The 22,216-nt window shown below is 40.0% G+C and carries 19 protein-coding genes and 1 pseudogene; 18 read left to right on the forward strand and 2 right to left on the reverse strand.

The window, feature by feature from the left end:
- Positions 1-356: transposase (locus H5073_RS16875; RefSeq protein ID WP_182680738.1), on the reverse strand; the 356-nt coding region annotated here is incomplete at its 3' end.
- A 1,365-nt stretch (positions 357-1,721) separates the two neighbouring features.
- Between H5073_RS16875 and H5073_RS16880 the strand changes: the two genes are divergently transcribed.
- The 18 genes and pseudogenes from H5073_RS16880 to H5073_RS16960 all read left to right on the forward strand — a co-directional run bounded on the left by H5073_RS16880 (position 1,722) and on the right by H5073_RS16960 (position 21,676).
- Complete coding sequence (locus H5073_RS16880; protein WP_182680739.1) at positions 1,722-2,750, forward strand: tetratricopeptide repeat protein; 1,029 nt, start codon at positions 1,722-1,724, stop codon at positions 2,748-2,750.
- An 893-nt stretch (positions 2,751-3,643) separates the two neighbouring features.
- A pseudogene (locus H5073_RS18425) lies at positions 3,644-4,115 on the forward strand (ISAs1 family transposase); the annotation flags it as partial.
- A gap of 661 nt (positions 4,116-4,776) precedes the next feature.
- Positions 4,777-5,211 carry a DUF2057 family protein gene (locus H5073_RS16885; RefSeq protein WP_182680740.1) on the forward strand — a complete coding sequence of 145 codons (435 nt, stop codon included), beginning with the start codon at positions 4,777-4,779 and terminating at the stop codon, positions 5,209-5,211.
- Positions 5,212-5,331: 120 nt separating this feature from the next.
- Positions 5,332-5,802: a MerR family transcriptional regulator gene (locus tag H5073_RS16890; protein WP_037425976.1), complete on the forward strand. Its 471-nt coding sequence runs from the start codon at positions 5,332-5,334 to the stop codon at positions 5,800-5,802.
- A complete protein-coding gene (locus H5073_RS16895) occupies positions 5,802-8,048 on the forward strand; it encodes a heavy metal translocating P-type ATPase (protein WP_182680741.1) in 2,247 nt (748 codons plus the stop codon). Before H5073_RS16890 ends, H5073_RS16895 begins: the two co-directional genes overlap by 1 nt.
- A gap of 10 nt (positions 8,049-8,058) precedes the next feature.
- The gene (locus tag H5073_RS16900) at positions 8,059-8,409 is read left to right on the forward strand and encodes a cupredoxin domain-containing protein (RefSeq protein WP_182680742.1); all 351 of its coding nucleotides are present in this window, start codon (positions 8,059-8,061) and stop codon (positions 8,407-8,409) included.
- A 212-nt stretch (positions 8,410-8,621) separates the two neighbouring features.
- Positions 8,622-8,987, forward strand: a complete 366-nt coding sequence (locus H5073_RS16905) for a cation transporter (protein WP_123884662.1) — start codon at positions 8,622-8,624, stop codon at positions 8,985-8,987.
- A 171-nt stretch (positions 8,988-9,158) separates the two neighbouring features.
- The gene (locus tag H5073_RS16910; protein ID WP_182680743.1) at positions 9,159-9,548 is read left to right on the forward strand and encodes a hypothetical protein; all 390 of its coding nucleotides are present in this window, start codon (positions 9,159-9,161) and stop codon (positions 9,546-9,548) included.
- A 119-nt stretch (positions 9,549-9,667) separates the two neighbouring features.
- Positions 9,668-11,101, forward strand: coding sequence for a TolC family protein (locus tag H5073_RS16915; RefSeq protein WP_259394938.1), 1,434 nt, complete (start codon positions 9,668-9,670; stop codon positions 11,099-11,101).
- A complete protein-coding gene (locus H5073_RS16920; RefSeq protein WP_182680744.1) occupies positions 11,098-12,636 on the forward strand; it encodes an efflux RND transporter periplasmic adaptor subunit in 1,539 nt (512 codons plus the stop codon). Before H5073_RS16915 ends, H5073_RS16920 begins: the two co-directional genes overlap by 4 nt.
- Before the next feature lie 2 nt (positions 12,637-12,638).
- Positions 12,639-15,770, forward strand: a complete 3,132-nt coding sequence (locus H5073_RS16925; RefSeq protein ID WP_182680745.1) for an efflux RND transporter permease subunit — start codon at positions 12,639-12,641, stop codon at positions 15,768-15,770.
- Between the two features lie 182 nt (positions 15,771-15,952).
- Positions 15,953-16,300 (forward strand): hypothetical protein, encoded by a 348-nt coding sequence (locus tag H5073_RS16930; RefSeq protein ID WP_259394939.1) that lies wholly within the window; start codon positions 15,953-15,955, stop codon positions 16,298-16,300.
- Between the two features lie 137 nt (positions 16,301-16,437).
- Positions 16,438-16,953 (forward strand): DUF411 domain-containing protein, encoded by a 516-nt coding sequence (locus H5073_RS16935; RefSeq protein ID WP_182680747.1) that lies wholly within the window; start codon positions 16,438-16,440, stop codon positions 16,951-16,953.
- Positions 16,950-18,983, forward strand: coding sequence for a copper resistance system multicopper oxidase (locus H5073_RS16940; RefSeq protein WP_182680748.1), 2,034 nt, complete (start codon positions 16,950-16,952; stop codon positions 18,981-18,983). Before H5073_RS16935 ends, H5073_RS16940 begins: the two co-directional genes overlap by 4 nt.
- 11 nt (positions 18,984-18,994) lie before the next feature.
- Entirely contained in the window at positions 18,995-19,708 is a 714-nt protein-coding gene (locus H5073_RS16945; RefSeq protein ID WP_182680749.1) for a copper resistance protein B, read from the forward strand.
- A gap of 115 nt (positions 19,709-19,823) precedes the next feature.
- Positions 19,824-20,246 (forward strand): copper resistance CopC family protein, encoded by a 423-nt coding sequence (locus H5073_RS16950; protein WP_182680750.1) that lies wholly within the window; start codon positions 19,824-19,826, stop codon positions 20,244-20,246.
- A 14-nt stretch (positions 20,247-20,260) separates the two neighbouring features.
- On the forward strand, positions 20,261-21,157 hold the full coding sequence (locus H5073_RS16955) for a copper resistance D family protein (protein WP_182680751.1): 897 nt from the start codon (positions 20,261-20,263) through the stop codon (positions 21,155-21,157).
- A gap of 75 nt (positions 21,158-21,232) precedes the next feature.
- The gene (locus H5073_RS16960; RefSeq protein WP_182680752.1) at positions 21,233-21,676 is read left to right on the forward strand and encodes a nuclear transport factor 2 family protein; all 444 of its coding nucleotides are present in this window, start codon (positions 21,233-21,235) and stop codon (positions 21,674-21,676) included.
- A gap of 180 nt (positions 21,677-21,856) precedes the next feature.
- Here H5073_RS16960 and H5073_RS16965 read toward each other — a convergent pair.
- A partial coding sequence (locus tag H5073_RS16965; protein ID WP_182680753.1) for a CueP family metal-binding protein occupies positions 21,857-22,216 on the reverse strand: 360 nt, incomplete at its 5' end.

Genomic DNA, 22,216 nt, shown 5'->3' on the forward strand with positions numbered 1-22,216 from the left:
TGCTGATTGATGTCACGGTAGCTCATGCCCATGCTGAACATTGACAGCACTTTGCGGTCAATTTCATCGGTGAGCGTGGTTTGGTTCTTCTTGATGAGCTGAGGTTCAAAGGAGCCATTTCTATCACGAGGCGTGTCTAGCTCAAAGCTGCCTGAGGGATGCTTAATCGTTTTAGCCGTCTTACCATTCTTGCGGTTAGGTTGCTCATCATGAGCCAAGTGCTGTTCAAGTTCGGCTTGAAGGGCCGCTTCGGTAAGTTGTTTAATCAAGGGACCAAGAATACTGTCTTTGCCAGTGAGGTTTTTACCCGCTTGAAGATCTTTAAGGGCTTGTTCAAAGTTAAAAGGTTGAGTCATGTGCCATTCCTGTTTTTGTACAGTTTACTGAAATGACACAGAATTATGAACACTACCTTGAACTTGGATGCTCAACTAATAAATCATCCAAACTCATTGTTTAGGTAATTTTCCCAAGAACTCCATTTGTTGCTTGATGAAATCGGGAGAATTTAATATGTCCTTTTGTTCTTGTTTTGAAAGTGACTCCCATTGTGTCTTACTTAATCCTGTAATATCTGTAATTATTTGAACGTTGGCATCATATTTAGCTTGGTGCTCTAGCTCAGCGCCCGACAAACCCTTCACAACTGTGCGTTTATATTAAAGTTTGATAATTCTTAATAGTGTTTGATCATTTATAATATAGTTTGATATTTTTGGCTATTTTGGTGAGGAAGCCGGTTGAGGACTAACACATTTCTGCCCCAAAACGAGTTTCAGCTACTCAAATTCGGGATTAGATTTGCTAGATTCATGTGAATAACTCTACCTTCAAATATTTTGAGTACCTGTTTGTCTTGCTGATGCTCTTCAAAGGCATTGAAGTGATCTCTAAGTGAACCGAAGTCCTACATAGCAACTATTCGTTTGTCCTGAAATATGCCCCTTTAGGATACTTCTAAGATTATGAGCATCGCGCCAAGGAGTAGGATACTACGTGCATGTTCTGCATCAAAACCACACCTCAAGGGACACCATTCAACTAGTTTAAATTCTATATCTTTATTCAGTGGATTTTGACCAAGCGTCTTCGCTTTAGCTTGGGATTGTTTCTTGGCAGTTATGTTAAATAGGCCAGTTAGTCCCTCAAAACGAGCATTTCAACTCATCCAGCCCACGAACGCGCGCTTTTAAGCAGCGATGCACGTCAAAAACACCGTAGTTTTCAGTGAAAATTTAAAACAAAAATTGAATAATAAATGTTCAACGAGAGGTCATTTCGATTTCAGGCAAAATACCGGCTTAACCTAGCGTTTTCACCAACAAACCATTTGAAAAAGTTACAAAATCAAAAAGTTTTCACTGAAAACTTTGTTCCCTTGGATTTTGCTCGATTGAGCCAGATAAGTTTTCACTGAAAACTTTTACCGTGAATTTTACCTGACTGAGCCAGACAAGTTTTCACTGAAAACATTCAGCAGATAAAGATGGTGTATGTAGTCGCTCTTCATAGATTAAATATAGCTTGTCATTATTGGGCAAAAACAACTATATTTTAGAAGGTTGCGGCATTAAATAGGTCTATCATAAATTGATTTGCAACTCGTTTTGGGAGTTTTAGAGTAACGAAGTATGGAGACTTATAATACCAACATAACTTAACGTCATTAGCGCCTGCTCACTATAACCACAATTGAACCTTGATATTCAAAAGAGAAACAAATGAAATATTTAATAACGGTGATATTTACTGTAGCCCTGCTATTGAGTAACGCAGCTATCGCTACTCAATCTATCGAGGAGTTTAACGTTACAAAAAATTATGCTGAACAAGGAAATGCAACTGCGCAGTATAACTTCGGACGTATGTACTTTAGTGGCAACGGAGTAAAGCGAGACGACAATCAGGCCAGGCTCTGGTTTGAAAAAGCAGCGGATCAGGGGCATGCTGATGCGCAGCACACTCTTGGACTTATTTACAATGTTGGTGAAGGGGTAAGACAAGACTATGACAAGGCCAGGCTCTGGTATGAAAAGGCGGCTAACCAGGGGCATGCTGATGCGCAGTACACTCTTGGACTTATTTACAATGTTGGTGAAGGGGTAAGACAAGACTATGATAAGGCCAGGCTCTGGTATGAAAAGGCGGCTAACCAGGGGCATGCTGATGCGCAGTACGGCCTCGGAGCTCTGTATTTTAGTGGCAACGGAGTAAAGCAAGACTACAGTCAGACCAGGCTCTGGTATGAAAAGGCAGCGGATCAGGGGCATACCGATGCGCAGTACGACCTCGGAGTTATGTATTATAATGGCTATGGGGTAAAACAAGACTACAGTCAGGCTAGGCTCTGGTTTGAAAAAGCTGCGGACCAGGGGCATGCTGATGCGCAGTACGGCCTCGGGGTTCTTTATGATAGTGGCGAAGGGGTAAGGCAAGACTACGGTCAGGCCAGACTCTGGTATGAAAAGGCGGCGACTCAAGGGCATGCCGATGCGCAGCACAACATCGGCCTTATGTACAGTAGCGGCGAAGGAGTAAAGCAAGACTACGGCCAGACCAGGCTCTGGTATGAAAAGGCGGCGGCTCAAGGGCATTCTCGTGCGCAGTACAACCTCGGAACTCTGTACTTTAATGGCAGCGGTGTAAGGCAAAATAACAATATTGCCAAAGAATGGTTTGGAAAAGCTTGTGATAATGGCAATCAAAATGGCTGTGATGCTTACAAAAAAATCCACTTAGGGCACTACTAACTCAATCCATATTTTAATGATGAGCTAAAAAATTTAATCTGTTTTGGGTTTGTCTTTTAGAGCGCGTAAAAACACTACCTTAAATTCAAATGACCGATTTGTTATCGGTCATCTCACAATATTTTCATGATCAAAATCTTGAAAAATTTACTAAATAAAAAATTTTCAGTGAAATTTTTTTAGCTATATCATTTTAGATATAGTTTAAGCCGTAATAAAGTTTGAGCACATCAAACTCACTTTTAGACAATAATGTATTTCGTTACAAACAACCTCTATTATCACTTTGGATAAATTCAGCGAGGAGCTAGTTATCGATGGTTAGCTATGGCCATTATAACTTCATTTAGGAGGAGTTATTTATGTACATATATGCTATGAGTATTGATTTTAAGGACTTCTACAATACATATGGTCCAATAACAACATGTATTATATTGGAGCGTTTATTAATAACATGAATTTTAATGTGTAATCAGTAGTCCTTCACTGCTAAAAGATTGCTTCGTGTTTAAGTTAACTTACGTGAATAAAGTAATAATAAAAATTTGTTCCAGTCACTGTAATATTCTTCAATAATGAGCTAGCTAATGATGATCGTTAGCTGCAATCCGGTATGATGTGATTAAGTTGGCTTACTCAAGCTCGATATACCAGAAATCTCTATAAGAGAAACTGTTGCACTTACTTCAGCTCAGATTAATGGACAGTATTTATTTTGATAAAGTAACAAAATCAAGTTTTTGAAACGGAATGATGATACGTTAAGATCTTGTATGTGAGTATTTTTTTTAAAAATGCTGCATTTACTTAAAACTTTGTACAGAGCCTGTACATATACCGTTCCAGCAAACAGTTTCAAGTAAACCAACAATACGGACAAATCCGCAATTGAGCACGGTCATGGGTGAACTGAATGTCGCCAGCGCTATGTTATTGATAGTAAAAACTTAGTCGGTGACTTTTCAAAGTGGAAAAGGTTAAACAAACGTTATGGTTGAAAGTTGTCGCCTTGAGAAAGGAAAACCAATCGAGCTGGAGTATCGTTATTATATTAGTTCTGAGGCGTTAATTGCCGAACAAGCAGCGATAGTCGTTCGAGAACATTAGGGCATAGAATCGATGCGCTGGGTGCTTGATGTCAGTATGAGTGAGGATGTATGTCTGATATACAATGCTCACGGGGCGGAAAATCTATCATGCCTGCATCATATGAGCTTGAATATGTTAGGAGCAGAGCCGACGAAGATAAGCATTGTTAGAAAACAAAAGCGATGCATGATGAATCCATCGATGCTTAAAGTAGTATTAAAGACTGGATTTAGTAGCTCGGTTACAAATAAAATACTCATGCGGTGGCCCTGAGTCCTGTGCTCTCTGCAATATCCCTTGGGCATATCTACATAGTACAGAGCACATATCCCGCCCAGGTCTGCATCTCCCCAGTGTTATGTCAGGGTAAGGATTCATTGAATAGTTTAATAATTGTAAGTTGAATATCTTAATAGACCTAGGATTGTGACTTACATCATGGAATTTGATTCTAAAATTTGCTAACGTAGTCCATATGATTAAATTGAGTATAATAGCATGATTAAGATTTTGCTAAATTTAGCAGTTATATTGACATTAATAACACAGTTATTAGTGCCAAGTAATGCTATGTCTAGCGATATATCTGAATCAAGTATGCAATCTAACTCTATGTCACATTCAGTTATGATGGACAATGATTGTGATGACGATAACTATAACTGTTGTGCCGAAGATTCAAGTCACTGTATTAGCCATTGCCATGTAGTCGCTAATGCATTTGTTTTGTTATCGGGCTCAAATTTAATTAACAATCCATTCACAAGTTCTAAAGTTGACTCGACTTTATGGATATCAACTCCGGCTTCGCTTGGAAGTCAAAATCCCCCTCCAATTGCTTAATTCTTTATTTTAATTAATCACTTACTATTAATTTATAAAGATTTTCATTGCTCGTTTACTTATGAGCATCATAAAGCATCTGGAGTTTATCATGAAAAAATTTATCGCAATTACACTTTTATCTTTAGCTAGTACAGCTTCAATGGCTGCTACTATTACATTACCTGATTATCTTATTTTTACTTCAGTTGATGGTCAGTCTGTGACTAATAAGGGGCAGATTGAAATTGAGCCAGGTCAACATTTACTTGAACTTCAGTTTTTTGACGTTTTTTCAACGGGAGCAGATGATACTAATTTTGTAAAATCTGATGCATTATATTGGAGTTTGAATTTAACTAAAAACGAAGATATTCAGGTTAGAGCTAAGGATATTTTTACTACAAAATCTGCTCGTAAATTTATCGACGCCCCTCTGATCACAATAGATTCTGTTAGCTTAAAAGGTGAATCAGTGAAGCTGGTTAACCATGAAGAATTAATGTCTATCATTATGAAACAACACAGCAAAATGATGAAACATTAATTGGATAAATAGGGCGCTATCATAGCGCCCTATTTATATCTAATATACTTCTTGAGCTGTGTGTAACACACAGAGTTATAGTAGAACTATCGTAGTTACTTACGTTGGTTTGGAGGTCGTATGAAAGTGACTCAACTCGCTAATAAATTGGGTGTATCCGCTGATACTGTGCGTTTTTATACTCGAATTGGATTACTCAATCCAAGCAAATCTCCCAATAATGGTTATAAAACATTCAACCATAAAGATATGGTGAGGATGCAATTTATTTTGAGTGCTCGAAATTTAGGCTTTTCTGTCGAAGATATTAAAGTTATTTTTTCTAAGACTGATCTTGGGGATAGTGCATGTCAACTTGTACGCGAATTAATTAAAGTAAAGCTGCTTGAAACAGAGCAACAGTTCAACGAAATGGTGAAATTAAGAAGTAAGCTTTCTAAGGCGATACAAGATTGGTCTCAAATGCCTGACAACATACCTACAGGAAACATGATTTGCCATTTAATAGAAAATACAAATCAAGAGGATATAGTTTCAGAGGAATTAGATGTTCCCCATTGTGTTAATGAAACTTCAACGGAGGTTAAGTAATGGATCACACTACACACTCACCCATACAACTCAATATTCTCGGCGCAGGCTGCGCGAGTTGTGTTGGCAAAATTGAAAAAGCGATTAACAACGTAGAAGGCGTTGATTCGGCCGAGATGAATTTTGCGGACAGAACGGTATTAGTTAACGGTAAAGCATCTGCCGAGTTGATTATAAAAGCGGTCGAAAGCGCTGGTTACAATGCCTCTCAAATAAAGGCGGAGTCGGCAGAAGATGTCATGAACGAGAAAGAACAGGCTGATTTGCAACATTATAAAAGTTTATTACGCCATACCATTATCGCTCTGTCCGTCGGTATTCCGTTGATGATTTATGGACTGTTTATTGGCGAAATGACGGTATCAACCCTATTAGAACAAGTGGTGTGGGGACTGGTTGGTGTGGTGACTCTTGCGATTATGCTGATATCAGGTAGGCATTTTTATATCGGTGCATGGAAATCATTTTTAAACCATAACGCCAATATGGATACCCTCATTGCCTTAGGTACCGGTACTGCTTGGGTTTACTCTATGTTGATAGTTGCATTTCCACAATTATTTCCCGAGATGGCAAGGCATGTTTACTTTGAAGCGACCGCAATGATTATTGGTTTAATTAATCTTGGTTTAGCACTAGAAGTTAAAGCGCGCGGTAAAACCTCTGAAGCGATTAAGCGTCTCATTGGTTTGCAAGCTAAAACTGCTCGGGTTATCCGTGATGGAAAAGACCTCGGCATCGATATTGCTCATGTATTACTTAATGATCACGTTAAAGTTCGCCCTGGCGAAAAAATCCCAGTTGATGGGGTGGTTATTGAAGGTAACAGCACCATTGATGAATCAATGTTGACTGGTGAGCCAATGCCTGTTGAAAAAGTGATCGGTGACGATGTGGTCACTGGCACCTTGAATAAATCAGGCTCAATCATATTTAAAGCCACTCGAGTCGGTAAAGATACAGCACTGGCGCAAATCATCAATATGGTGAAACGAGCACAAAACTCTAAGCCACCCATCGGCCGCATGGCTGACGCTATATCTGCTTACTTTGTGCCAGCGATTATGATCATTGCTATCGTCAGTGCCATGGTGTGGTTTAACTTTGGACCAGAGCCATCGACCGTATTTGCTATCGTGTCCGCAACAACGGTGTTAATTATCGCTTGTCCTTGCGCACTAGGATTAGCCACGCCAATGTCGGTCATGGTGGGCGTTGGTAAGGCGGCTGAATCTGGCGTGCTCATTCGTAACGGTGAAGCATTGCAAACAGCCTCTAAAATTACCGCAATGATTTTAGATAAAACTGGCACTATTACTGAAGGTAAACCCCAGGTTACCGATATTATTCTCGCCAATGCAGACAGTGAAGAGCAGGTACTCGCCTTGTCTGCTGGGATTGAAAGTCACTCAGAACACCCATTAGCGCAAGCCATTGTTGAAAGTGCGAATGCTAGAGGCATTGAAGTCACTAAAACTGAAAACTTTAATGCCATTTCCGGTAAAGGTGTAGAAGCTGAAGTGGATGGCCAGATATTATTATTTGGTAATCTAAAATTAATGCAAGACAAAAATATTGATATTGGATTCAATGAAGCTAAGGCCCAAGTGTTAGCTGAAAATGCTAAAACACCAATGTATTTAGCTCTTGCAGGGCAATTACTGGCCATTATTGCGGTATCAGATCCGATAAAGCCTGATTCAATCGAAGCGATTGCGAGACTGAAACGCAGTGGCATCAAAGTGATAATGTTAACCGGGGACAATAAAGCGACCGCCGCCGCAGTGGCTAAAAAAGTCGGTATTGATGATTTTTTCGCAGAAGTCATGCCAGAAGATAAGGCCAATAAAGTGGCTGAACTTCAGCAACAAAATGAAGTGGTTGGTATGACCGGCGATGGGATTAATGACGCCCCCGCATTAGCGTTAGCCGATGTTGGCTTTGCTATTGGAACAGGCACTGATGTGGCGATAGAAAGCGCTGATATTACCTTAATGCGCGGATCACTTCATGGCTTAGCCGATGCGATAGCCATTAGTAAAGCAACGCTGCGCAACATTAAACAAAACTTGTTTGGCGCGTTTATTTACAACGTCGCGGGTATTCCCTTAGCAGCAGGTGTGCTTTTCCCTGTTTTTGGTATTTTGCTAAATCCAGTGATTGCCGGGGCTGCGATGGCCTTTTCATCACTTACCGTAGTGAGTAACGCTAACCGTTTACGTTTGTTTAAAGCCAAAGAACACTAGGAGCTTCAATATGTTAATTAATTTACTGTGTATCGCATTAATCGGTTTTATCATTTGGTGGTTTTGGCTATATAAACCGACAAAGGATTCTAGTGTTGACGCTAGTACATTGATACTGGTTAAAGACGGTGTGTATACGCCTGCACGAATTAAAATTTCGACTAATACACCAACAGAGATAACTTTTTTACGCCAAGATAAATCCGGATGTTCAGCCACAGTCCTGCTACCCGACTTGGAGATTAGCCAGGATTTAGCGCTGGATAAGCCCACGACGATATCATTACCGGCTCTGGAAAAGGGGGAGTATCCATTTCATTGTCAGATGCAAATGTATAAAGGTGTATTGATTGTTGAGTAAACACTAGATATCCATGCGTATTTTTCAATATGTTGGTATCAATGATGAAGATAATAGCAGTATTAAAATGAGCCTTTTTGAACTTTGCAATCAATATCTTAATTCTAACCTAAGCTGTTTACGGTCTAGGTTAGAAAATTGGCCATTTTTTGTTAATTACTTTTTACCTAAATCATCAGAAAAATGATGAGTTAATGATTAAGAGAGACATTATGAGTGATTTTGAACATAGACCGGGCGTTAAAGAAGCCACTTTAGTTGTCAGAAACCTAAGATTAACTGGAGTAGATAATCAAAATTTAGAAGCATTAAAGACTGAGATAGACAAACTGTTTGGCATAGAAGAAGTGATTTATAATGACAAATCGGGATCTATTTATCTAACCTATGATGCCAGCCATATCAATTTAGAAGGTATTGAAGCGGTTATCAGAAAGCATGGTGCTAATATTCATAACGATTGGTGGACTCATGTGAAGGAAAGTTACTACCAATTTGTGGATCAAAACATCAAAGATAATGCAAATCATCAACCACATAGTTGCCACAAACCCCCACCAGGATCCAAGATAAGTTAAGACAATTAGATGTTAATTTTTATCGATACAGACTATCTTTTAGTAAGAGCTTTCGAAGTGTGATCTATGTCAAGTATCAGTAGTTAAAAGTAAAAAAACACTACAGTTAACTATGATGATTTAGTCAAGTTGAGTTAACATTAATAGCACTAATTATATTGGAGTTTTATCTTGAGTCGTATGCGAATTATCACAGTGATGCTTATCTTGATGACATTTGTCAGTCAAGCTTTCGCGTCTGTGATTTTGCCATGCCCCTCTGATATGAATTCAATGTTAAGTAAATCAAATCCAGTGAATACCGCTGCGGCTAACGCTTGCCATCACCAATTAACATCAGATGCTGATGCCGTTAAAACATCTACCGCGGACATTACTGATTGTTGTGATAATCAATGTGATTGTCCGATAGGTACTTGTTTTTCAATTGCCCTTGAAATGATAATTGTCCAATCAATAACCATCTCAAGTTTGAGTAGTTTTATACCTGGTTTGACTCAAAATACGACTCCGCAATATAACTCTTCTTTATATCGTCCTCCAATATTTTTTGTTAAATAGGAAAGACCTGATCAATTTTTGATCGTCTTCCTGTTCATTTATCTTTTTTAAAATAAATTAACAAGATATTACCGTTGTTCGGATTCAATACGAGCATTGGTGATTAATTTGGAGGCTATATGTCTTTAATTTACAAGAGATTGGGTGAAATTTACACTCAATATATTTTAATGGTAGTGATGTTCTCTACTAGTCTCAGTGTTGCTGTGTATGCTGCTGAACCAGTACAGACATTAACACTGGAAGAAGCCGTTTATCTCTCTCAATCAAACGATCCCTGGTTAGTCAGCAATCAATTTCAACAAGATGCTATTAAATCTGAGAGTATCGCGGCAGGAACCTTACCAGATCCAAAAATCAGTGTTGGTTTAGCTAATTTGTCCATAAACACTTTTGATTTTGGACAAGAAGCAATGACTCAAATGAAAGTTGATGTCACTCAAATGTTTCCCCGTGGTGATAGCTTAAGTTTACGCAAACAACAACTTGAGTTAATGGCTGAGCAATATCCTTTTTTAAGACAAGATAGACGAGCAAAGTTAAGTGTCACCACAGCTCAAATTTGGTTTGATGTATATAAAGCGCAAGAGAGCATTGCACTGATTGAGCGCAATCGGAACTTATTTGAACAACTATCAGATGTTGTTAAAGCAGGGTATTCATCTGCTTTAGTTAAATCTAATCAGCAGGATATTATTCGTGCTCAGTTAGAGGTGACCCGTCTTGAAGATAAGCTGACCGTTTTGGCCCAGCAAGAAGATATGTTTAAACAGAAATTATCTGAATGGGTTGGTAAGGCATTTGTTGATGAATATCGAATAGGTCATGAACAAGATTATGAGCTGTTATTTTCGACGTTTATCGTCCCTAATATACTTCCTCAAATTAAACTAACGAATCCTAATCTTTATTTCGATGAGGAAAAAAGCCCACATTACCAACAGTCTCTGTATGAAGCGTTCTCTGTTCATCCACTCATTTCAGCATTGGAGCAAAGAATTGAGTCAAGCCGAAAAGGTGTCGAGTTAAAAAAGCAATTGTATAAGCCAGAATGGGGTGTAAATGCTGGATACAGTTATCGAGGCAATGATCCTATGGGTAATTCTCGCGATGATTTGCTATCAATTGGTGTGAGTTTTGATTTACCAATATTTACTTCGTCAAAACAAGACAAGCAAGTTCAAGCCGCTATTTATCAATCGGAGTCAATTAAAACGGAAAAGTGGTTACTGCTTCGAAACATGATGGCGTCATACGGTACTGCGAAAGCGCAACTTCTTAAATTGGAACAACGTCAGACACTCTATAACGATTTTTTATTACCTCAAATGCAAGATCAAGCTGATGCGTCGCTAACGGCTTACACAAATGATAAGGGTGATTTCGCTGAAGTCGTACGTTCCCTCATTGCTCAATTAAATACTCAATTAGATGCTTTGGCCATTAACGTTGATTTACAGAAAGTTAAAGTTCAATTGAACTATTTTTTTACCCCTAAAGTGGGCCCAGTTAGCATCTCACATAAATCTTATGTTGATGGAGAAGTAAAATGAACAGCAATTTGAAAATGATCAGCATATTAGTTATCGGTATTCTTACTGGTATTAGTGCATCAATCCTATATACACCGCAGAATCAGATAACTTCAGAGGACAGTGCAAAAGCTAAGCCTTCATATTGGGTCGCACCTATGAATCCTAATTATCGTAGTGATAAACCTGGGAAATCACCAATGGGTATGGATCTTATACCTGTATACGAAGATGGCACCGATTCGACAGATTTTGGACCTGGTGCCATTAAAATATCACCTGCTGTGATTAATAAACTTGGTATGCGCACATCCGTAGCAACGCTTGGGACACTGGAAACTAGCATTAAAACAGTAGGATACGTTCAATACGATCAAGATCAACTTATTCATATTAATCCTAGAGTAGAAGGATGGATTGAAGAACTTTATGTAAAAGCCTCTGGTGATCCGGTTATTAAAGGGCAACCTATATATTCGATTTATTCTCCTGCTTTAGTTAATGCACAAGAAGAAATGTTATTAGCATTAAATCGAAAAGATCAACGTTTGATTACAGCATCTGAAGCTCGGTTAAAAGCATTATTAATACCAAGCGAGGAGATTAAAGCGCTACGAAAAAATAGAACAGTCAAACAAAATATTACATTTTATGCTGACCAAAGTGGTGTTATTGATAATTTGAATATAAGGGAGGGATCGTTTGTTAAACCGGGTATGACAATGTTTTCAGTTGGATCATTATCACAAGTATGGGTTGAAGCTGAAGTTTTTGAACGTCAAGCAAACATGGTTAAAGTTGGGCAAGCTGTTGAAATGAAATTAGATTACCTGCCAGGCCAATTTTGGCAAGGAAAAGTCGATTATGTCTACCCGACATTAGACAGTAAAACAAGAACGCTAAAAGTGAGATTGCGTTTCGATAATACCAATGCGGCATTAAAGCCAAATATGTTTGCTCAAGTGTCGATAAAAACACGAAGTGAAGAGGACGTATTACTGTTACCAAGGGAGGCTGTTATTAGAACAGGAAACTCTGATCGAGTTGTACTTGCCCTCGGTGAAGGTAAATATAAATCTGTAGCGGTAACGTTAGGGCGATTAGATGATGACAGCATTCAAATAGAGTCAGGACTGTACGAGGGAGATATTGTAGTCTCGTCTGCACAATTTTTATTGGATTCTGAATCAAATAAAACTTCTGATCTTAAACGTATGACAGCACCAGAAGATGAGCAAGAAAATATTCAAGCCATCACATCTGAAACCGCCTGGGTAGAGGCAAAAGTAAATGGTTTAATGGCTGCACATCGAATGATTAATGTGGACCATCAAGCTGTCAATGAATGGGAATGGCCACAAATGACCATGGACTTTACTGTTGATGACAGTGTGGATTTCTCTGTATTTACCGTTGGTGCTGTGCTTCATATTGAATTAGAAAAAACATCAGACGGCTTGGTCAAAGTGGTAAATATACACTATCCCAAAGATACTGATGATGTATCTAATACAACACATCAAACAGAACATTCAGGAATGGAGATGGGAGAATAACCATGATTGAATCAATAATACGATGGTCTGTAGCAAACAGATTTTTTGTTTTGCTCGCCAGTGCAATTCTCGTCGGCGCGGGTTTATTTTCACTTAAAAATACCCCTATTGATGCTTTGCCTGATTTATCTGATGTTCAGGTAATTATTAAAACAAGTTATCCAGGTCAAGCCCCACAAGTAGTTGAAGATCAAGTCACTTACCCTTTAACTACGGCTATGCTGTCTGTACCTGGTGCAGTAACGGTAAGGGGATTCTCTTTTTTTGGTGATTCATATGTCTATGTCATCTTTGATGAAGAAACCGATTTATATTGGGCTCGTAGTCGTGTGTTGGAATATCTTAGCCAAGTTGTTTCAACGTTACCTGATAATGCAAAGCCTCAATTAGGACCTGACGCAACTGGTGTGGGCTGGGTATATTTATATGCACTAGTTGATAGAACCGGTAAACACGATATTAGTGAGTTACGCAGCTTACAGGACTGGTTTTTAAAGTATGAATTACAAACAGTCCCTGGTGTTTCTGAAGTGAGTGCTCTAGGTGGGATGGTCAAACAGTATCAGATTAAGGTTGACCCAGATAAGTTGCGTGCATTTGGTATACCTTTAGCCGCTATTCAAATGGCGATTAACCGTGGTAATCAAGAAATTGGTGCCTCTGTAGTCGAAATCGCTGAAGCTGAATATATGGTTCGTGCCACAGGATATCTTGAGAATAAAGAGGACATCGGCAATATTCCTTTAGGCGTGAACAATAATGGCACACCATTACTGCTAAAAGATGTTGCGGATATAGGGACCGGACCGCAAATGCGACGAGGCGTCGTTGATCTAAATGGTGAAGGTGAGACTGTCGGTGGCATTATTGTGATGCGATTTGGTGAAAATGCCCAAAAGACTATTGATGGTGTGAAAGCTAAATTAGAGACACTGAAAAAAGGCCTTCCAGAGGGGGTGGAAGTTGTGACCGTTTACGATCGCAGCGGTTTAATTGAGAGAGCCGTATCAAACTTAGGGTTTAAACTACTAGAGGAGTTTTTAGTCGTAGCTTTAGTCTGTATGGTATTTTTGGCGCATGTAAGATCATCACTTGTTGCGATTGTTAGCTTACCAGTTGGTATTTTAACAGCATTTATTATTATGCACTTGCAGGGGTTAAATGCCAATATCATGTCTTTAGGTGGTATTGCTATTGCAATTGGTGCTATGGTCGATGGCGCCATTGTAATGATTGAAAATATGCATAAACATATGGAACGAACGCCATTGACGGCAGAAAACCGTTGGCAGATTGTAGCGCGGTCTGCCAGCGAAGTTGGCCCTGCATTATTTTTTAGTCTACTGATTATTACTGTTAGTTTTTTACCGGTATTTACCCTCGAAGCACAGGAGGGAAGGATGTTTTCACCGCTTGCGTTTACTAAAACTTACGCAATGGCTGCATCGGCAGCGTTAGCTATTACCTTAGTGCCAGTGCTAATGGGATACTTTATTCGGGGAAAAGTGCTTCCTGAACACAAAAACCCCGTTAATCGATTGTTAACTGCTGTATATATGCCAGTGTTGAAAAAAGTATTGGCTTTCCCGAAAATAACCCTCCTATTTGCGTTATTTGTGTTGGCAATTGGTGTGTGGCCGTTAAATAAAATTGGTAGTGAGTTTATGCCTCCATTAGATGAAGGCGATCTAATGTATATGCCGACCACTTACCCTGGTATTTCTATTGGTAAAGCTCGCCAATTAGTGCAACAAATGGATAAGTTAATTTACACAGTACCCGAGGTTAAAACCGTATTTGGCAAGGTTGGCCGAGCAGACTCTGCAACGGATCCTGCACCTCTAACAATGGTGGAAACGTTTATTCAGCTTAAGCCCAAAAGTGAGTGGAGAGAAGGACTGACGACTGAGAGTTTAAAACAAGAATTAGACTCATTAGTAAAGTTACCCGGTGTGACGAACGCATGGGTAATGCCAATTAAAACCCGAATTGACATGTTGGCGACAGGGATTAAAACGCCTGTAGGGATTAAAATTGCAGGTCCTAGCCTCAAGGAAATTGAGAAAATTGGTAAACAATTAGAGGAAATCCTTAAAGATGTTAAAGGGACTGCTTCAGTATACGCTGAGAGGGTTGCAGGTGGACGTTATATTAAAGTTGATATCCAGAGGGAGAATGCTGCTCGGTATGGTTTAAATATAGCGGATGTTCAACAAGTTGTGGCTACAGCGATCGGTGGTATGAATATTTCACAAACAGTTGAAGGCTTAGAACGATATCCAATTAATTTACGCTATCCTCAGGATTATCGAAATTCTCCTGAAGCATTAGCTTTATTGCCTATCGTCACTCCGCAAGGTTTGAGAATTTCTTTGGGTGACGTTGCGGACGTTATTATTGAAAATGGACCACCAGGTATTAAAAGTGAAAATGCTCGTCTTAATGGTTGGGCTTATATCGATATTGAAGATGTCGATATCGGTAGTTATGTTGAAATAGCCCAAAAAGTTGTTAGTGATAAATTGGTATTACCTGCCGGTTACTCTATTACCTGGGCAGGTCAATATGAGTATATGGAAAGAGCAAAAGCGAAGCTTACTTACGTAGTACCATTGACTTTGTTTATTATCGTTATTTTATTGTTCATGAATTTCCGCAATGCTGTTGAAGTAGGAATTATTGTGGGAACATTGCCTTTTGCAATGGTGGGCAGTATTTGGTTAATGTATATACAAGGTTTTAATTTTTCAGTTGCTGTAGGGGTAGGTTTTATAGCATTGGCGGGTGTCGCTGTCGAAATTGGCGTCATTATGCTTGTCTATTTAAACCAAGCCTATAGAGAAGCGATTGATCATAGTTCACAGCAGCTAGAAAAATTTGATGAACTAAAGTTGATTCAATCCGTTATTCAAGGTGCAGGTATGCGTGTACGTCCTGTAATGATGACCGCAGCAGCAATCATTGCTGGATTATTACCTATACTTTATGGTACTGGAACAGGTTCCGAGGTGATGAGTCGAATTGCTGCGCCAATGGTCGGCGGAATGGTCAGTGCAATCATACTGACACTATTAATTGTTCCTGTTGTGTTCTTTTTATGGCGTCGTGCTCAATTGAGACATGAGGAACGATAGTGTTGAGTTGATTAAAAAATGATGCAGATAAAAGTATCTGCATCGTTATTTTTATATTAGATTGATTTTTATTTTCATTTAATTATGTTTTTCAAATGAATTTTCATTGCTAAATGCAGTATTTTTCACTAATATTATTCTATAATCATTGGAGATATATTTTGCGTAGAGTCCATTTAATCATGATGTTTGTTTTACTGACGTTTGTCGGTCAAACTTTTGCGTCTGTGATTATGCCTGGTACTATGCCAATGAGTTCAATGACGACTTCAAATATGCCTGCTGAAAATGGCAAAGCATGTCATGACGCTAATATGAATATGAACATGGATATGAACGATGGTGCGGATGATAGTTGCTGCGCCCAAGCGTGCCATTGTCCTGTCGGCTCATGTTTATCAGTCGCTTTAACGATGGCAATGCCAACGCTTAAATCAGATGTCAGCTTAGTTAGTTCTGCAACAATGCTTACCTCAGCACTTATTTCTCAGTATCGTTCTTCTTTATACCGTCCTCCAATATTTGCCTAACATAGGCACAGTTACGCCCTTTTTTTGCTAACTGTCCTACCCAATCATGTAGTTTCAATTTTTTAACTTTTTCGGTTAATAAACTGACATTAAACCGCGTTGTTTAATGCGACGAAATTTGATTAGGAGGCAATATTATGTCTGCTCTATATCGCAATGCTATTCGTTTTTTTCGTGTAATAGGTACTATTTTCATTCTGCAAATTATGGGGGGGATGTTACCTGCCCATGCTGCGGAGCTTGGCTCTACGGAGCCATTACTCACTGTTTATAAAGATGCTAATTGTGGCTGTTGTGAGAAATGGCTAGCGCATATTAGTGAACGTGGATTCAGTGTTGATGCCTACAATATTAACAACCTTTATGAGTTTAAACTGTCAAAGGGTATTCCTGCTTCCATGCAATCTTGTCATACCGCAGTGTCATCTCAAGGTTATGTGTTTGAAGGGCATATCCCTGCAAAATTCATTAGTCGTTTTTTAGCCACCCCCCCTAAAGATGCTATCGGCCTAACCGTACCCGCTATGCCTGTGGGCAGCCCTGGTATGGAGTACCAAGATAAATTTATGCCATACCAAGTCTTACTGTTGAAAAATGATGGCAGTAGCCAGGTATACGCCCAAGTGAACTCGCTTGAGGAGTCTGTGCAATGAAATCGCAATACATGATAAAGCCTATGACTCAAACGACAAACAGTGAACTCAACAACAGCCGACGCAGGTTTGTGTTTGGTGCATCAGCCATGTTGGCATTGATGTCGACCCCTTTCCCTAAAAATGCTTTTGCCAATGCATTAAGCCAATCGTTGAGCCAGCTTTCTGGCAAAGTGTTCGACTTATCAATTGACTATAAAATGGTTAATTTTACCGGGAAATCTGCTCGAGCCACTGTGGTCAACCAATTGCTGCCCGCGCCGTTATTGCGCTGGAAAGAAGGTGAAACAGTCACCTTAAGAGTAAAAAATAACCTCGACCATGATAGCTCTATTCACTGGCACGGTATTATTTTACCCACCGAAATGGACGGTGTGCCTGGCTTTAGCTTTGATGGCATTAAACCCGGTGAAACATTTGAGTATCAATTTACCGTCCAGCAAAGTGGCACATATTGGTATCACAGTCATTCAGGCTATCAAGAACAAACCGGTTTATTCGGTGCTATTGTGATTGATCCTGCGACCCCCGATCCGGTCATATATGACCGTGACTATGTGATCATGCTGTCTGATTGGTCTGACGAAGCCCCTGAAAACATTTATGCCAAATTAAAGAAACAAGCCGATTACTATAATTACCGTGAGCGTACGGTAATGGATTTTTTCTCTGACGTGAATAAAAATGGCTTAGCCAATACGTGGAACGCTCGTTCGATGTGGAATAACGCGCGCATGAGTGACAGCGACATATCTGATGTTACTGGTTCAACTTACACCTATTTAATGAATGGCAATCCTCCGCAACAGGGCTGGCAAGGGTTGTTTGAACAAGGTGAGAAGGTGCGCTTACGCTTTATAAATAGTTCTGCTATGACCATATTTGATGTGCGTATACCGGGCCTAAAGATGAGTGTTGTCGCCAGTGATGGTCAGAACATTCAACCGGTTTCTGTGGATGAATTTCGAATCGGTGTTGCTGAAACCTATGATGTGGTTATTGAGCCAGAGGTTGATAATGCTTACTGTATTTTCGCTCAAAGTATTGACCGCACCGGCTTTACGGTAGGTAACCTTACTTCAGATGCCAGTTTACATGCTCTTATTCCACCAATGGATCCAAGGCCAGTCCTTAGCCACAGTGATATGGGCATGGACATGAGTGGTATGGACATGAGTGGTATGGATATGAGCGGTATGGATCATAGCAAAATGGACATGGGCGCAGGTGATATGTCAGGCATGGAACATAGCAAAATGAACATTGGTGGCGGTGATATGCCAAGCATGGACCACAGCAAGATGGCTATGGGCGGCGGTGATATGCCTGGCATGGATCATAGCAAAATGGCTATGGGCGGCGGTGATATGCCTGGCATGGATCACAGCAAGATGGCTATGGGCGACGGTGATATGTCAGGCATGGATCACAGCAAAATGGCCATGGGGACTGCTAAAGCGACAGTCTCAGGATTAGGGCTTGCAGGCTTTGGCAGTAACAATGAAATTAAACACATTGACACCGAGTTCGGCCCACAAGTGGATATGCGTGCCGATGCCCCAAAAAGTGGTTTACACGATCCCGGGATTGGATTGCGTGACCATCAACAACAATTTAATCGCAAAGTATTAACTTATGGCGATATTAAAGGCTTACATCCTACCTACGACTTGCGCCAACCTAGCCGCGAAATTCAACTGCATTTAACCGGCAATATGAACCGATATATGTGGTCTGTGAATGGGGTGAAATTTATGGACGCCGCGCCATTAGAGTTTGAATACGGAGAAAGACTGCGGATCACCTTAGTGAACGACACGATGATGACTCACCCTATGCATTTGCATGGTATGTGGAGTGAGTTAGAGACAGGCGACCCTGATTTTATTCCCCGTAAGCACACGGTATTAGTTCAGCCGGGTTCTAAGATCAGTTACTTAGTCACCGCCGATGCAAAAGGGCAATGGGCATATCATTGCCACTTGTTATTCCACATGCCAGGCATGTTCAGAAAAGTCGTGGTGAAATAAGGGGAATACAGATGAATAAAACGAATTTAGTGGCATTGGGACTGTTGAGTCTGAGCGCCTCATTGGCTAGCTCAGCTGTGTTTGCCGGCGGTAATGATGATCCTCTATTAACAAAAGTCATGCTGGATCAATTTGAAAAAGGCGTGGATCCGCAAGATCCCACCCAGTTTAGTGCACAAGCCTGGTTAGGTTACGATTTGAATAAGTTGTGGCTTAAAACCGAAGGTGAATATTCAAATAGTGATAAGCAAGACCTTGAAATTCAGGCTCTTTACAGTAAGCCCATCGCACCATACTGGGATGTACAATTCGGTATTAAAACCGATATCAAACCGACGCCGAACCGTAATTGGGCTGTGATTGGGGTTCAAGGGTTAGCGCCATATTTTTTTGATATTGATGCGGCCTTATTCATCGGTGATCAAGGCCGTACGGCTATGCGTGTGAGTGCGGAATATGAACTGTTAATCACTCAAAAATTGATACTCACACCTGAAGTAGAAGTTAATTTATTTGGTAAGGACGATGCTGAACTTGGAATAGGCTCAGGCTTATCTGACGTCAGTGCAGGGCTGCGATTGAGATACGAGATTGTTCGAGAGTTCGCACCCTATATCGGTGTGGATTGGCGTCAGAAGCTCGGTAATACCGCCGATTACGCCCGAAATGAAGGGGAAGAAACACAAGAAACCCAGTTTGTTATTGGTTTTAGAGCTTGGTTCTAAGACCTCGTTCGTATACTGAGTTATAAGCTTGGCGCCAAGATGTTAGCTAAGCCAATATTTAATCATTTATGTAAACCGTTTTTCGATCGTTAAAAACAATATAAAAGGAAATATCATGAAATTATTTAACAACGTTTTAGTCGTAACAAGTCTATTCCTGAGTGCTTCAGCATTTGCTCATGTCGGACTGGGTAGTTCTATGCCCGCTAACGGTGCGATGCTAAGTCAAGCCCCAACAACGCTTGAACTGACCTTTACGGCTCCGGTACGTTTGGTCAAATTAACAATGCAAGATGAGAAGCAGCAAAGCGTACCGCTAACATTACCTTCAAGTGCGACCAGCCAAGCAGCATTTTCATTCGCTCTACCAGCATTAAACGCAGCTAATTACACAGTTAACTGGATGATCATGGGTGACGACGGTCATAAGATGAAAGGCAACATGAGCTTTATGCTTCACGACTCTGGCATGAACACTCGCAGTGCACCGCCTATGACAATGGAGCATGAGACTAGCGAGCACACTGCACATCAATAAGTGGATGAGTAAACATGATATTAACCGTATTTGAAATATCGGTGTTGATATCTAAATGGGTTATCTATCTGAGTGTTGCCGCCGTTATTGGCGGCACATTGATGCAATATCTCATTAAGGGTCAACCGAACCTTGGTATTAACGTTGCAAAATATACCTTCGTAGGTGCCGTTTTGGGGTTGATTGCCGTCAGTATCAACTATTTTGCTCAAGTAGGGGCTTTTGCTGAAAGTGGCTTGATGGGAATATTTGATGCGCAGATGCATGCTTTTCTTTGGCCAACCCAGGTAGGGCAAACGGTGCTTTGGCGCTTAATCGGTTTTGGGATAATGCTAGTGGTTAGTGGTTTACTGTTACATAAGAACCGTTATATCAAAACGTTTTCTGCGGTATTAGCGATTCTCAGCTGTCTGTTAATTGCTGTCACGTTTACTTTTATTGGCCATAGCACTGAGCTGGGATTGCTTGCTCAAGGCTTAATATTGATACACGTGTTGATCATTGGCAGCTGGATAGGCGCTTTTTATCCATTATGGAAATTATGCAGCACCGATGACAACATCGTCATAAAAAATGTCATGGATACATTTGGTCGTTTAGGCATAGTGATTGTCATTCTTGTGTTGCTCTCAGGCATGGGAATGGTGTGGATGTTGTTTGATAGTCCCACTGAATTATTCAGCTCCGATTATGGTATTGCGGTCACCATCAAGCTCTGTTTGGTGGCTATCATTTTGCTTATAGCAGCATGGCATAAATTGGTTTTAGTACCGAAATTAACGATTGCGAACCCATTACTCGCAAAACAAAAACTACAAAAATCGATTGGATTAGAAGCATTAATAGCAGTACTGATATTAGCGACAACAGCGGTACTTTCGAGCGTGCTAGGTCCTATGAGCCTTGGATAATCACTATAAATTAACAGAGAGATAAAAATGAAGAATAGCCCTTTAACAATACTCATAACGACCGGGATATTACTGATGTCAGCAGGACAAAGCACATTGAGCTTCGCCCATGGTGATGAAACTCACCCTATAGAACAAAAAACGTTTATCGGTGTTGATTCCGCCGCGGGTAATGTTGTCAAACAATTTCATGTTGCATTACAAACGGGCAATGAGGCTATTGTCAGGCAGTCATTAGCTGTCAATGTGCAAATTTATGAAGGTGGAAAAGTAGAACGTTCACTTACGGATTATGCCAATCATCACATGCTTGCAGATATGGCCTACTTAAAAGGGTTAACCATAACGCCAAAAGAACACCAAGTAACGATTACAGATGACATTGCTATTTCAACGTCAATAAGTCACGCCCAAGGTGAATATAAAGGTAAAAGTATTGACTCAATGACCATGGAAACGCTTGTGTTAATTAAACAAGCGGATGGTCATTGGAAAATAACCCACGTGCACTGGTCGTAACTAATAAAAGTTTCATCAACCAGATAAGGGATTATCTTGAGCTTCTTTGTAGGTGCTCCCAAGAAAACCACAAAGACTCGGATCATGTTAGTGCATGATATTTTATGGAAAAGGATTTCCATTTTTTATATAAAAAAAGACCGGAATAACTCCAGTCTTTTTTGATTTTGCATTCAAATATTAACTTTCAATAAGTTGCATAGTAGTAATGCAAGTTCTATCATTATTGAAAGTAGACAGTACCTCTCTTGCCACTCTTTCGCTTCCGTCTTTTGCTTTATGATAAATATTGAATGCTAAGTTTTTATCTTTTGGAACCCAAAAGTCTATAAATCCATCACGTTGTGTCGTGACTTGTTTGTCTATTAATGTTTCACCTGTATCAGTATCAATCATGACAACTTTCATTACTTGATTGTAACCGTCTAGCGAACCACACCTCGCATCATTGATCTGACTATTTGAAAATACCTGCTCAATGATAAATTTGGAGCAGGTGATGAAAACATACAGAACAGCGGCACAGTGGCTCGGTTTACT

It is taken from the genome of Shewanella sp. SR44-3 (assembly GCF_014163735.1).
Lineage (GTDB): Bacteria > Pseudomonadota > Gammaproteobacteria > Enterobacterales > Shewanellaceae > Shewanella.

What these genes read in the sequence shown, in the direction of transcription:
- H5073_RS16960 (WP_182680752.1), top strand. Translation starts at nt 21,233, where the DNA reads ATGTCAGCAGGACAAAGCACATTGAGCTTCGCCCATGGTGATGAAACT.
- H5073_RS16920 (WP_182680744.1), top strand. Translation starts at nt 11,098, where the DNA reads ATGAACAGCAATTTGAAAATGATCAGCATATTAGTTATCGGTATTCTT.
- H5073_RS16915 (WP_259394938.1), top strand. Translation starts at nt 9,668, where the DNA reads ATGTCTTTAATTTACAAGAGATTGGGTGAAATTTACACTCAATATATT.
- H5073_RS16885 (WP_182680740.1), top strand. Translation starts at nt 4,777, where the DNA reads ATGAAAAAATTTATCGCAATTACACTTTTATCTTTAGCTAGTACAGCT.
- H5073_RS16895 (WP_182680741.1), top strand. Translation starts at nt 5,802, where the DNA reads ATGGATCACACTACACACTCACCCATACAACTCAATATTCTCGGCGCA.
- H5073_RS16945 (WP_182680749.1), top strand. Translation starts at nt 18,995, where the DNA reads ATGAATAAAACGAATTTAGTGGCATTGGGACTGTTGAGTCTGAGCGCC.
- H5073_RS16890 (WP_037425976.1), top strand. Translation starts at nt 5,332, where the DNA reads ATGAAAGTGACTCAACTCGCTAATAAATTGGGTGTATCCGCTGATACT.
- H5073_RS16950 (WP_182680750.1), top strand. Translation starts at nt 19,824, where the DNA reads ATGAAATTATTTAACAACGTTTTAGTCGTAACAAGTCTATTCCTGAGT.
- H5073_RS16925 (WP_182680745.1), top strand. Translation starts at nt 12,639, where the DNA reads ATGATTGAATCAATAATACGATGGTCTGTAGCAAACAGATTTTTTGTT.
- H5073_RS16955 (WP_182680751.1), top strand. Translation starts at nt 20,261, where the DNA reads ATGATATTAACCGTATTTGAAATATCGGTGTTGATATCTAAATGGGTT.
- H5073_RS16880 (WP_182680739.1), top strand. Translation starts at nt 1,722, where the DNA reads ATGAAATATTTAATAACGGTGATATTTACTGTAGCCCTGCTATTGAGT.
- H5073_RS16900 (WP_182680742.1), top strand. Translation starts at nt 8,059, where the DNA reads ATGTTAATTAATTTACTGTGTATCGCATTAATCGGTTTTATCATTTGG.
- H5073_RS16905 (WP_123884662.1), top strand. Translation starts at nt 8,622, where the DNA reads ATGAGTGATTTTGAACATAGACCGGGCGTTAAAGAAGCCACTTTAGTT.
- H5073_RS16935 (WP_182680747.1), top strand. Translation starts at nt 16,438, where the DNA reads ATGTCTGCTCTATATCGCAATGCTATTCGTTTTTTTCGTGTAATAGGT.
- H5073_RS16930 (WP_259394939.1), top strand. Translation starts at nt 15,953, where the DNA reads ATGATGTTTGTTTTACTGACGTTTGTCGGTCAAACTTTTGCGTCTGTG.
- H5073_RS16940 (WP_182680748.1), top strand. Translation starts at nt 16,950, where the DNA reads ATGAAATCGCAATACATGATAAAGCCTATGACTCAAACGACAAACAGT.